At 39.0% G+C, this 13,636-nt stretch carries 7 protein-coding genes; all 7 read right to left on the reverse strand.

Going from position 1 to position 13,636, the window contains the following annotated elements; genetic code table 11:
• Positions 1–237: 237 nt before the first annotated feature.
• The 7 genes from OVA16_RS19450 to OVA16_RS19480 all read right to left on the reverse strand — a co-directional run bounded on the left by OVA16_RS19450 (position 238) and on the right by OVA16_RS19480 (position 13,635).
• Positions 238–2,334, reverse strand: coding sequence for a polysaccharide lyase 8 family protein (locus OVA16_RS19450; RefSeq protein WP_267762668.1), 2,097 nt, complete (start codon positions 2,332–2,334; stop codon positions 238–240).
• 170 nt (positions 2,335–2,504) lie between these two features.
• Positions 2,505–5,834 carry a hybrid sensor histidine kinase/response regulator transcription factor gene (locus tag OVA16_RS19455; RefSeq protein WP_267762670.1) on the reverse strand — a complete coding sequence of 1,110 codons (3,330 nt, stop codon included), beginning with the start codon at positions 5,832–5,834 and terminating at the stop codon, positions 2,505–2,507.
• A 23-nt stretch (positions 5,835–5,857) separates the two neighbouring features.
• A complete protein-coding gene (locus OVA16_RS19460; RefSeq protein WP_267762671.1) occupies positions 5,858–6,421 on the reverse strand; it encodes a ligand-binding sensor domain-containing protein in 564 nt (187 codons plus the stop codon).
• A gap of 1,195 nt (positions 6,422–7,616) precedes the next feature.
• Complete coding sequence (locus tag OVA16_RS19465) at positions 7,617–9,035, reverse strand: glycoside hydrolase family 125 protein (protein ID WP_267762673.1); 1,419 nt, start codon at positions 9,033–9,035, stop codon at positions 7,617–7,619.
• Between the two features lie 23 nt (positions 9,036–9,058).
• Positions 9,059–11,338, reverse strand: coding sequence for a GH92 family glycosyl hydrolase (locus OVA16_RS19470; RefSeq protein ID WP_267762674.1), 2,280 nt, complete (start codon positions 11,336–11,338; stop codon positions 9,059–9,061).
• A 5-nt stretch (positions 11,339–11,343) separates the two neighbouring features.
• The gene (locus OVA16_RS19475; RefSeq protein WP_267762675.1) at positions 11,344–12,315 is read right to left on the reverse strand and encodes a glycoside hydrolase family 130 protein; all 972 of its coding nucleotides are present in this window, start codon (positions 12,313–12,315) and stop codon (positions 11,344–11,346) included.
• An 18-nt stretch (positions 12,316–12,333) separates the two neighbouring features.
• Positions 12,334–13,635 (reverse strand): MFS transporter, encoded by a 1,302-nt coding sequence (locus OVA16_RS19480; protein WP_267762676.1) that lies wholly within the window; start codon positions 13,633–13,635, stop codon positions 12,334–12,336.
• Between the last annotated feature and the right edge of the window lies 1 nt (position 13,636).

Genomic DNA, 13,636 nt, shown 5'->3' on the forward strand with positions numbered 1-13,636 from the left:
TTAATTAGGTAATCGAGCATCAGACTGCTTAGCAAATACCATATAAAAAGTAGCTCAATAGATTAAACTCTTTCCCTTTTGAAAAGGCTATTTGGTTAGCAAACGAATACGCTCAATTACTTAACGAAAGTAAGACGCAATACCATTGTAATGGGGATATTGAATAGTTTTGTTAGGGGTACAAATTGGTTGTACCCCGCAGCTTTTCGGGTTTGCTACTAAAACCACTGCTTTCGCCTATAGCGAAAAAGCTACTTCTTTTGACGAGCCTTTATACGCACCATCAGGCATGGCAACGGCCAGCTCAACCAACTTTCCTGTTTTGATATTTTTGATTTGTAGCTGAATTGCGCTTTCTGTTTGCAGCGGATCTGCCACATACAACTTCTTTTCATTTCCTTTACCCTCTCTCCACATGATGATGCAAGGCTTTGCGGCTTTTATCTCGTAACCATTAGCAACCACCGTTGAAGCACTATAAAATACCGCTTGTAATATTTTTAACTGCTCGTGATAAACTACCTGGTTTTGAGTGCTATTACTCACAATAGCTATGGTTTTAGGATCAAAGCTTTTGATGTTTTTAGCCGCAGGTAACACAATGTACTGGTAACTTGCCGTGTCGGGTTGTACACCATGCGCTATCCAAAGTTTAAATACATCGCCAGCAACATTCTCTTTGCTATGCGTTTGATTAATTTTATTCCAGTTGCCCTGCTGTAACTGCGTGCTCATAGTTACCTTGCTTTGCTCTGGGAAGTAATAAAAAACTCCATTATGTTGTACCCAACTTGCAGGGGGCAGGTCTAAGTTTTTCAATTCTCCTTTTTTTACGGCACCAGCCGATGTGTTAACCGCCCCCAACAACCAGGTTTGGTTAAGGGTAGTAGCAATAGGTGCTTCATTTTTTGATTTGATATCGGCACCAAGCGCTACAATTTCTTTATCGAAGAAAAACCAAGCTTTTTTTGCTTTAACGCCATCGTAATCTAGCTGATAGGCTGTTGCGCCATATATGCCATCTGAAACACCTCCCGCAAATTCGTTGGTGCCTGTTTCGCCCCAATTTACCGTCATTTTCACATCTTCTGCATGGTCTGCCGCTGTAACCCCCGGAATTTTATCCCATTCCCAAACGGGCATAATGTTATAGTACTCTGGGCCATTGAGCTGCAAGTTGGTGGCCCCATCAGATAAGTATTTACCATACAAATTCTCATTGTTTCCAGCCTCTGCTCGTTTAGTGCGTTTGCTGCTAATACGCACATTAAAATTATACTCAGGACGCACATGTACGGTATAATCTCCTTTCCAGAAATGTTGATGGTAAGGCGTAATCACGGCGCCGGCAGCACTATCTACCCTTAACCGCTCGTTTTCCCATAGCGAAGCATTGGCGGCGTCTATGGTTTTCATAGCGTTTAAACGGTATTTTTCTGAAGGTTTACGTAAATTATTGGGCCTAGAAACCCCGCGTCCTTCTACATTAAAATCTGTATACCTATTTCTAAATGTTTTTAAATATGTGTTTTGATAAAACGTGGATAACAGTGCCAATTTCTCTTTACTTAACGCATAAGGGGTACCTGCCACATAATTGGCAATTTTAATAACTCCACCCAAAAAAACATTGCCATAACCACCAATGTACAACTGTGGACCGTGCTGTAAATACGAAAAATCGTGCTGTAGGCCCTCTTCCCCCTCTACCAAGCTCACAGGTTTAAAAAACTCGGTCAGCGATTCTGCCAAGAGCTTCGTGTCTTCCGTTAACAAAGCCCTATAAAAATAGTGCATGGCGATATCGGTTTTATTTGCGCCGGTTTTGCTTACCATATCTCCACGTTTCATGCGCTCTATCAGCTGGCTTTGCAAATCATCTGGTAATTGTTGCGCTGCCGAAGTCATTATTACCAACAAAAGCCCTAATTTTTGTGGTACAGAAATTTCGTTATGCCACCAATTGCTGCTTTTTGGATCTTTAGCATACCACAGTTTTAAAGCATTTACAATAGCTTGATATACTTTCTCATTTTGATAAAAAGCACTACCTGCGGTACTGTAAGCATAAACCAAATCGCTTACTTTCTCTAGGTGTTTAACAGGTAGCCAAGCTGTAGTAGATTTATCCTCATAGTTAACATCAGCCCAAGAACCGTCAGTTCTTATACTTTCAAAGTCGGTTTGCGCAGGTTTATTTACATTGTTTGCATTCTTACCCTGATCGGCATATACTTTTTTGAGAATGGTACCAAAAGGATAGGTTGCCTGTGCATAACTTAGCGTAGGAAACAGAAAAAAGCAAAAAGCAATATAGTAAATCGATTTTCTCATGATTTATTTTGGCTAGACGAAAAGTTCTTATTAGTCCAAATATCCATTAAGTAAGTAAAAAACAGGAGGCCAAATTGGTTTTAGAAGGGTAACATTTTAATTTGCTTCATTTTTAGCTTTTGTAATCAGATGGTACTACACTAAATTGTTTCTTAAACTCTTTGCTAAAGTTACTTTCTATCATTAAAACCAACCGAATAAGCTACCTCTGCAATACTCAACTGACCAGCGGTTAACAATTGAGCTGCTCGTTTTAAACGAATAGACTTGATGAAATCGGTAATGGAAAGATCGGTTAATGCCTTTATTTTTTTGTAGAGTACCGTTTGGCTCATTCCAATTTCATCTACCAAAGCAGTTACATTAAAATCTGGATCTTCCATTTTGTTTTCTATAATCTGCATCAGTTTGGCTAAAAACTTTTCTTCGGGACATTGCGCCTCTACTTTGGCCGGCGTTAACAGCAGTTGCTTATGAAGCTTAGCCTTAAGCACCTCTTTTGATAGCAATATATTTTTAATATTTAACTCTAAAACCTGTACACTAAACGGCTTGGTAATGTAAACATCGGCGCCAGCTTCCAAACCTTCTATTTGGTGGTTGTGGGCAGCCATAGCCGTAAGCATAATTACCGGAATATGGTTGGTGCGCTCTTCGGTCTTGATCTGCTTGCAAAGCTCATTACCGTTCATTATAGGCATGGTCACATCGCTGATAATTAAATCTGGCAGGTTTTCTACGGCATATTCCAAACCTGCCAAACCGTTGGTACAGCCCGTTATTTTGTAGCTGTGTTGTAACGACTGGACAATGAACTCTCGTAGCTCATCGTTATCTTCTACTACCAAAATGTGCTTTGCATGTGGAGGTAGGTCATCAACCGAAGTAGTTACGACATTACTTTCTGCCAATGGCAATTCTATCGCTGTAACTTCATTGTGCTCGGTCATACTTGCTGCTGCCAACTCTTGGGCCGAGAAATGCGCACTCCCCTTTAACATCGAAATGCAAAACTCGGTATACCCTTCTTCATCTGCTGTTGCCACTTTACTTTGAACGCTGATTTGGGCCTGGTGCATGTCAACAATATCCTTAACTAAGGCCAAACCTATGCCCCATCCAGTTTGGGCATTTTCGCCTTTTATCTGATAAAAATCTGAAAAGATATGAGCTAAATGCTCCGAAGAAATGCCTGTACCCGTATCATGAACCTTAATTTGAATGTGGTTGGCCAGTTCTTCTACGCTGAGCGTAATACTGCCACGATTAGGAGTGTACTTTAATGCATTGGCCAGCAAATTAAACAATACTTTTTCCATCTGCGAAGCATCTATAAATGCTTTAACAGGCTGTAATGGATGGTCAAATCTAAAATCAATTTCCTTATCAGCAGTTTGACTTTTAAAGGCTTGGCAAATGGCACTGCCAAAAGTTACCAAATCTACCTCGGCAACCTTTAATTGTAAATTTCCGGTTTCTATTTTCCTAAAATCTAGCAGTTCCTTAATCAATCTTAACAGCCTATCAGTATTGCTCTTGATCCCTTTTAAAGGGGCGTTTAGCAAAGTATTGTCTTGCGTTAAATGAATTAATTTCTCTACTGGCGCCGAGATCAAGGTTAGTGGCGTGCGGATTTCATGAGATATCCTGGTAAAAAATTCTAGCTTATGCTGATGTAATTGCTGCTGTTGCTCATAATTGAGGTGCTCATAATACAGTTCGGTTTCTAAACGTTCTTGTCGCCTTAAAAACCTATTGATGTAATACCAAATCAATGCAAGTACAACGGCGTACAGCACGTATGCCCACCAAGTTTGCCATAGTGGCGGCAATATTTTTATTTCTAGCCTTGCGGGGGTTTTATTCCAATATCCATCGTTATTGCTGCCCTTTACCAATAAATGGTAAGTTCCAGCGGGCAGGTTGGTATAGGTTGCAGATGGAATGCCAACTTCGTTCCAGTTATCTTCAAATCCTTCTAGTTTGTAGGCATATTTGTTGCGCTCTGGTTTAATATAATTGAGGGCCACAAAATCTACGGTAAAAATATTTTGGTTAGCACTAAAAGTAATTTTTGGCGCAAATGAAATGTCTTCTTCCAGCAAGCCATCTTCGCCGCCAACCTCCACATTTTTGTTGAACAAACGCAGAGCGGTAAATATAATTTTAGGTGCGGCTTGGTTAATTGATATATTTTGCGGTTTAAAAGCTACCAAACCATTGTAGCTGCCAAAATACAAAGTGCCATTGGGTGCTTTATAAGCCGCATTATAGCTAAACTCGTTACTTGGTAGTCCGTCGCTTACATAGTAATTCTTAAAATTGCCCTGCTTCACATTAAACTTAGACAATCCCCTATCGGTACTGATCCATAAATTGCCTTCATTATCTTGCGCCATGGCGGCGATATTATTACTTGGCAGTCCGTTTTTAGTGCTGTAGGTAACAAATTTATTTTGCTTGGACAGGTATTTGGCCAAACCACCCCGATGCGAGCCAATCCATATTTGTTGTTGGTTATCCTCTAAAATGCAATTGATATAGTCTGATTGTAGGCCATCTTTATCTTTATAAAAACGCTCGAACCGATTTTTACCTTTTCTTAAAATGCTTAGTCCATCGGCCGCCCCTACCCAAAGGTTGCCCTTGGTATCGCCCAGCATTACGCGTATGTAATCGCTGCTAATTTTTAACCCACTAGACTTGGTATTTACCTTTGTAAAATTTTGCTTATCGTAATGGTAGAGGTTAATTCCTTTTGATGAGGTCCCGATCCATAATCTTCCCTGCTGATCTTGTGCAATGCTGCTCACATAACCGTGGCTAATGCTGTTACTGTCTTTTGGGTTAGGCTTAAAATGTTTAAAGGTGCCACTGGCCAAATCAAATTGCTCTAAACCTCCTTCATAAAGGCCAATCCACAACAAGCCTTTTTGATCTTTAAAAATGGCTTTTACATTGTTAGAGTTGATGCTTGCAGCGTTATTGGGTTGGTTGCTAAAGTTTTTAAAAGTACCGGTTTGGGTATTCATGTAATCAATACCCGAGCCTTCTGTACCTGCCAAAATATGTTGGCCATCTACCCCGCCAATTACACTAATGATATCATTACTGATACTGTTGCGGTACTTGCTATACTTATACACCTCAAAAGGTACGGCATTTTTATGGGCTACGCTAATGCCGCCAAAATTGGTTCCAATCCATACCGAACCATGTTCATCTTCATAAAGGTCTTTGATAGAATTATCAATCAAGCTTTTTCTGTTTTCGGAATCGTGCTTATAAACGGTAAACCTCCCACTGTTCGGATCATAAATATTTAGTCCGTTCATGGTGGCAATCCAAAACTTACCCTCTTTACTGATGATGATTTTTCTAATGAAGTTATTGCTTAATGAATTTTGCTGGATATGCGAAAAGGTACGCTGCTCAGGATCGTAAACACTGATACCGTTGCGCTCGGTGCCAATCCAAATCTTTCCCTCCTTATCTTCCACTATTGTTTTGATCGAATTTCCACTTAAGCTATTGGGATCATTGGATTTGTAAAAAAATTAACGAACTGAAATTTCTCCTTGCCTAACGATTTTATTTGAGTGAGCCCCGTAGTTGTGCCTACCCAAATATGCTGCTTACTATCTTCAAAAATGCAATAGATTTCATTACCCGCCAATCCGTCTTTAAGTTTAAAATTTTTGAATTTACGGGATTTGGCATTGGCCAACATGCTTAAGCCTTGGTTGGTACCAAACCACACTTGTCCGTTTTTAGTTTCGCAAACGCTTAATACAGCATTGCTGCTAAGGCTAGACGGATCTTTGGGATTATGGTATATTTTTTCGAAAGCATCTGTTTTTGGCTGATAGTAGTTTAGTCCACGTTGGGTACCTATCCAAAGGCTGTTGTCCTTTGATTTTACAATGGTGTAGATATAATCGTCGGCACTGATGGAGGTATTTTTCTGATCGTCGTGCCTGTAAACTTTAATGCTTTTACCATTATATCGGTTAAGGCCGTCTCTAGTACCAAACCATAAGTAGCCCCGGCTATCTTTGGCAATAGAAAGCACCGTGCTCTGCGACAAACCATTGGATACAGTGAGATGATCAAATGACAGCTGTGAAAAAGCTTGACTAGCACCTATTAACAATAAAAAAAACAGAAAGCAACTTTTTCTTATCTGCATTTAACCCACAGTCTTAAAATTTACATTTGAATACAATAATAAGAAAACGTAGGTTGATAGCAATAGCGAAAACCTATAAACTCAAAAGCAGTTATTCTTCAATTTATAATTTTTAACTGATAAGGCCACCTGTTTCTTATTGGTGGATAAGGAGATAAAAAGTGACAAACGCTGGTGCGGATTGTGTATTTTGGGAATACTATCCATCCCCTTACGTTCCAAACTGTTCAATAAGTAACGTGAGTTTGGGTCTTGATTTGTCATTTACAGAAATGACGACCATCCCCAATACAACCAAAAACATAAACCATTGATAAACAACTACAAAAACCCATAATTTACGTTAAGTACTATGATTGTAGTCGGGCCTTAGTTTACAAATCTGCTCAGAGAACAACAACACCTTATTCCAAAATAAACGATATAGAGAATTTTCATTTTTACGAATTTATTTTTTAATCCTATCTACCAAACGTGAGTTCGGGTTAAGCGTTACCCTCTAACTTTGTCTAATTAGTATTTGACCTGTTTTCTTAGCTCGCCGCCGCTGGGCTCTTAATTTTTCATGCTTATTATTTTGTTTTCTTCGGTATTCAAGCTTTCGCTATGCTCAGGTTTGACCGCAAAATTAACAAAACCAGAGTTTACGGAGCTCATCAGCTTTGCTGATAAACTCTCGGTTGCCTATTTATTCCGCTTTAGTATTTGTTTTATTTGTCTTCATGCTTGCTCCGCAGGTTTCTTTCGAAGCAATTGCTTTGGCTTATCGGTGCGACCCGAAAACCGCGTTAGCGTTCTTGAACACCATTGAAACTATATAAACTAGGAATAAAATAGGAGACCGAAAATTAGCGGAACGGAGATTTGAGAGGCTATCGCTGGCAAATAGCCTATTTCTATTATCCCGAACTCACGTTACCAAGCTTTTTTTCATTAAAACATGGTAAGACTTGGTAAATATTTTCTCTTTATTATTTTTTTCATCAAAACAACATTGGATATAGCTGTATATCAAGCTATCTCAGCACAATTTAGCTTAAATCTACACACATTAAAGCATCAAAAATATTATCACATCTATATTTACCTTTCATCAAGAAAGAAGTTTAGGGTTTTTCTGGTATACTTTCCATAAAAACTCGGCAAAAATAGTATTTGCCCAAGCAAACCACGATCTGGTAAATTTTGAAGGCTCATCTTTATGGAACGACTCATGCATAAAACCTGTCCCTGCGTGTGTTTGTTGCAAGGTTTTAATACACATTCGTATCTCATCGTCACTTTGGCTTGTTAAACCTTGGGCCACCAATCCTATTGGCCAAATTCTATCCAATCCAGTATGTGGGCTACCTAATCCTTCGCCTTCGCTACCCTTAAAGTAGAATGGGTTATCTTCAGATAAAACAAACCTTCTGGTATTTTGATAAATCGGATCATTCAGTTCAACAGCTCCCAAGTAAGGCAGGGCTAACAAATTCGGAATATTCGCATCATCCATTAAGCTATAACTTCCAAACCCATTTACTTCGTAAGCATAGATGTCTCCATATTTCTTATGATTAACTATAGTATGCTTTTTAAGGGCTTCTTCCACTTCTAATGCCAATGCAATAAGCTCTTCTGCAAGTTTATTGTTTTTGCTAATGGTTTTAAGCATTTCGGCAGCTTGTTTAAGGCTCGCTACGGCAAAAAAGTTAGAAGGGATAAGGAAGGGAAAAATTGTGGCGTCGTCGCTCGGTCTAAAAGTAGAACAAATAAGTCCAACAGGTTTTACTGGATATCCATAGCCTTCTAGCGGCACACCATCAGTGGCCCAAAATGTAGTACGTTGGAAATGATAAGGTCCTAAACTGTCTTTACGTTGCTGTTCCTTAAATGTTTTTAATACGGCTTTGATCGAATGCTCCCACTCTTTGTCAAAACAACTGGTATCGCCAGTTTCTTTCCAATAATGATAGGCCAAACGAATAGGATAACATAAAGAGTCTATCTCCCATTTCCGCTCATGCGTACCTGGTTTCATATCCGTTTTATCGTCTTTCCATTCTCCCCACTTGTTCGGATCGTCGTAAAAAGCATTGGCATAAGGATCTTTAAGGATATAAGTGGTTTGTCTGTTAATTACACCAGCTATAAGTGAGCGCAGTTTGTCGTCTTTTTTAACGAAACGGAGATAAGGCCAAACTTGAGCGGTACTATCTCTTAGCCACATTGCATCAATATCGCCAGTAATTACATAAGTGTCGGGTTTTCCATTTTTGACGCTAAAATTTACCGTAGTATCTAATGTATTTGGAAGACAGTTCCCAAACAGCCATGCCAACTCCTTATTTTTTACATTTTTACTGAACTCCGCAATGGCCTGTTCAATAGCAGTGCTATTAAAGTGACGTTTATTTAAGGGTGTTCTTACTTCTTTAAAATCAGATGAAAGCGCATACGCCTTAGTATTTCCGATATAAAATGCCGCAGTGGCAATTCCTGCGTTCTTAATAAAGTTTCTTCGTTTCATTTTTATCTATATTCTATGATCTGTTACGGTCTGTCTTTTTTAGCCACTCCAAATGTTTTTGAAGGTTTATTCCCCATTTCGAACTCTAAAGTTCCACCTGCAATCATATTCTCAAATTTGATGAACGACTTGCTATAAGTCTTTCCATTTAACTTAGCAGATTGAATGTAGATATTCTCTTTATTATTGTTTTTAGCTATAACGGTAAAAGTTTTTCCATTCTTTACTTTTATGGTTGCTTTATTTACCAAAGGGCTCCCAAAAACATAAATACCCCCAGCTGGAGCTACCTGATAAAAACCGAGTGAAGAAAGAATATACCATGCAGACATCTGCCCCACGTCTTCATTTCCCGAAAGTCCATCACGTTTATCATGGTAAAGCTCTGAAAGAATATATCTTACTTTTTCTGCCGTTTTATAAGGCTGCCCAACATACGGATAAAGGTAAGTGATATGATGACTAGGCTCGTTACCATGAGCATATTGGCCGATAAGACCAGTAATGTCATTAGATGCTTTCTCGCCCATGTCTCCCTTTACCACAAACAGTGAATCTAGCTTAGCAACAAATGCTTTTTCTCCACCGAACAAGTTAATCAACCCAGGCACATCATGTGGTACCAACCAAGTGTATTGCCAAGCATTGCCTTCGGTATAATCGTCTTCCATGTGTACGGAGTGAAATGGGTTAAACGGTTCACGAAAAACACCTGTAGAAGACAAGCCTCTCATAAACTGTGTCTTTTTATCGAAATATTTTTGGTACGATTTTGAACGTTGATTAAAATATTTCGCATCTTCTGTTTTACCCAAACGCTCTGCTATTTTTGCTGCAGCCCAATCTGCCAGTGCGTATTCTAAACCTTTCGCAACAGTTTCAAAAGTCTTTTCTTTATCGTAAGGAACGTAGCCGTACTGTTTTAACCAGTTCATGCCTCTGTCATCTAAAGTGGCTGATTTTTTCATTGCTGTAAAAGCAAGTTGCTCATCCACTTTATAGCCTTTTAAAATCAAATCGGCCAATACTGGAATGCCTGGATTACCTACCATACAGTCTGTTTCATTACCCATGAGATGCCAAACCGGTAACTTTCCTTGTTGCTGATAAATATTCAACATCGTTTTACCAATATCTTCTACCATCTCGGGATGGATAATGGTCATTAGTGGGTGTGCCGCTCTATACGTATCCCACAAAGAAAATGTGGTATAATTGGTAAAAGAACTATCACGATGAACTTTGTAGTCAGCCCCTCTATAGTCGCCATTTACATCACCAAATACCGATGGTGCTATCATGGTGTGATACAAAGATGTATAAAACAACCTCCTGTCTGCATCATTAGACATTTCTACCTCAATCTTACCTAATTGTTCATTCCAAGCAGCATCAGCATCAGCAACAACTTTCTCAAAATTGCTGTGCGGCAGTTCAGCCCGAAGGTTCATTGCAGCATTTTCTACACTTACGGGAGATAAAGCCACCTTTACCAATAGTGGATCAGATAAGTTTTTATCAAAATTAACTTTACCAAATATGCTACGCATTTCCTCTTTCTGGGTATCACTCATGCGAATGGTATCTAATATGGTAAACTTTTTTATGGGTTGAGAAAATACAGCGATAAAATATACACGTTGATCTTTGGCCCAACCCTTAGAATATCTATAACCTGATATGGTAGTGTCGTTTTCCATTTTAATGAACGCTTCTGTCGGTTTATCCCAACCGATACCTCTTTCGAGATCTATCACAACAGCAGGGTTTTCAGAAGATTTTGGAAAGGTATAGGAATGGAAACCTACACGTTTGGTAGCGGTTAACTCGACATCAATACCGAAGCGATCTAAATGAACTGCGTAATATCCAGGTCTAGCAGTTTCCTTTTCATGAGAGAAGAAAGAGTACAAACCACTTTTTTGGTCAGGCAAAGAACCCTTGGTTAGTTTTACGTCGCCCATTACAGGCATCAATGAAATATCTCCCAAATCGCCAATACCTGTTCCGCTTAGGTGCATGTGACCAAAACCTACAATGGTTGAATCTGAATAATGGTAGCCTGAACACCAATCCCAACCGTGGGTTATTTGTGTTGGCCCTAATTGCACCAAGCCAAACGGCACATTAGCCCCCATAAAAACATGACCATGACCATCCGTACCAATAAATGGATCTACATATTGAGAGAAACTATTAGCTTTTTGTTTATTACAAGAAGCAAAAACTACTAGCAATCCCATCACACACATGCCGCCCAGCCAATACAACTTAGTTGCTTTGAAATGATTTTTCAATTTCATATCGTTTATACGATTGAGGTACGCTTTGTAAATTCAATAATTTCGGGGATGTAACCAAAGGCTAAACCGGTAACGGTATCTGCACAACCATAATATACAGCTATTTGCCCAGTTGCCTCATCGTGTAGCGAAGCACAGGGGAAACATACATTAGGAACATCCCCTACACACTCGTAATAAGCTTGAGGCGAAATAAGATAAGGTCCAGAACGGTATTTAACTTTCCAGGGTTCATCGATATCCAATAATGCAGAGCCAAAACTGTAGACAAAGCCATTACACGATTGTAGCACACCGTGATAAATCATTAACCAACCTTCGCTCGTTTCTATAGGTATAGGTCCTGCCCCTATTTTGGTACACTGCCATGCACTTTGTTCAAATGGAGCTGGAGCCATCACATGACGGTGTTTGCCCCAGAAATTCATATCGGGAGATTCGCTATAAAAAATATCTCCAAATGGTGTATGTCCGTTATCGCTAGGGCGGCTTAACATGGCGTAACGGCCATTAATTTTACGAGGAAACATTACTCCATTACGATTAAATGGAATAAAAGCATTTTCTAATTGATAGAAATGTTCGAAATCGGTTGTCCATGCCACTCCAATAGTTGGCCCGTGGTAACCATTACACCAAGTCACATAATATCTATCTTCTATAAAACAAACTCTCGGATCGTAACCATATACCCACTCGCCTATTTCTTTATCATCGCAAATAAACTTTAGTGGTTCTTCTTTAATGTTCCAATTAATACCATCATCGCTAAATCCTACATGTAAACGCATGCGTCTGTTAGTATCATCACAACGAAATACACCAGCAAAGGCGTTCCCAAAAGGTACAACTGCACTATTAAAAATACTATTTGATGTTGGCAATAAATTACGTGGAATAATTGGGTTGGCTGAGTAACGCCACATTACGTCTTTAGAATTAGCGGGACGATCTTCCCAAGGCATTTGTTGTATCATTTATTTTATTTTTTTATATTATCTATTTTTAGAAGAAAAATTGTCGTTTTTTTCGTTAGTATAGGTAAATGGAACCAAGTAGGTAATGAGAAATGCTGGTATTGTTGCCAATAAGATAAAAGCAAAGAAGTTCTTATAACCCAATGTATCGCTCATATAGCCACTTAGCATGCCCGGAAGCATCACTCCAAGATTCATAATTCCGGAAGCAAAAGCATAATGAGCCATCTGGTACTTACCTGGCGCTATTTGTTGCATCATAAATAGTGAAAGGCCAACAAACCCAAATCCGTATCCAAAATATTCAAAGGCAATTCCAGAAGCTATAATCCAACCTTCTGAAGGCTGAAAAATGGCCAATAACCAGTAAACCGCAAAAGGAATATTGAATGTACAACACAGTAAGAATAACGATTTTTTTAAGCCCACACGAGCAATATAATACCCTCCCAAAATAGAACCGAGTATAAAGGCAATTGCTCCAAATGTACCATAGAACAATCCTATTTGTTGTTCAGACAATCCCAAACCTTGCTGGGCTATGGGCGCTTTTAAAAAGAGTGGAACAATTTTCATTACAAAGCCTTCTGCAAAACGATATAGAATGATGAAGGCGATGTACCATAGGATATACTTTTTTTCAAAGAAACTTTTAATCACGTCCCAAAGTAACAAACTACCTTCTTTAAGAGATCGGGCTTCTCCGCTGGCAACTCCTCCTTTAGGAAGAACTTTGATATGATAAATACCTAACAACAGCATCATTACTCCACATAACATCATAATTATCATCCAAGCATTGACTGTCCCAAAATGTCCAATTAAATAACCAGCAAGCCAAACTAAACCTCCAGAGGCAACCACTTTTGCTAGATTATAAAAAGCACCCTGCCAACCAATCCATTGTGCCTGATCTTCCTTACTTAATTCAGTAATGTAAACACCATCTGTAGCAATATCATGTGTAGCTCCGCTAAAAGCTACAATAAACAGCAAGGTTATAGATAAAGCAAAAAAGTGAGGCAACTGCAAGGATAAAGCGATTAAACCGAAGATTAAACCGGTAACGATCTGTGTTAATACGACAAAAAATTTCTTGGTCTTGAACATTCCTAAAAATGGGCTCCATAATGGTTTTAATGTCCAAGGCAACATAATTAAAGATGTCCAAAAAGCAATTTGTGCATCAGAAATATCCATTCCTTTAAACATTAATACCGAGACCATATTAAGGATAACAAATGGAAGCCCCATTGCAAAATAGACTGTTGGCACCCAATTAATAGGGGATTTTCTTTCTAAAATAGGTTTGTTCTCCATA

This window comes from Pedobacter sp. SL55 (assembly GCF_026625705.1).
In the GTDB taxonomy this organism is placed as follows: domain Bacteria; phylum Bacteroidota; class Bacteroidia; order Sphingobacteriales; family Sphingobacteriaceae; genus Pedobacter.

Coding starts and splice junctions, on each gene's coding strand:
- OVA16_RS19450 (WP_267762668.1), bottom strand. CDS start 2,334: ATGAGAAAATCGATTTACTATATTGCTTTTTGCTTTTTTCTGTTTCCT.
- OVA16_RS19465 (WP_267762673.1), bottom strand. CDS start 9,035: ATGAAACGAAGAAACTTTATTAAGAACGCAGGAATTGCCACTGCGGCA.
- OVA16_RS19470 (WP_267762674.1), bottom strand. CDS start 11,338: ATGAAATTGAAAAATCATTTCAAAGCAACTAAGTTGTATTGGCTGGGC.
- OVA16_RS19475 (WP_267762675.1), bottom strand. CDS start 12,315: ATGATACAACAAATGCCTTGGGAAGATCGTCCCGCTAATTCTAAAGAC.
- OVA16_RS19480 (WP_267762676.1), bottom strand. CDS start 13,635: ATGGAGAACAAACCTATTTTAGAAAGAAAATCCCCTATTAATTGGGTG.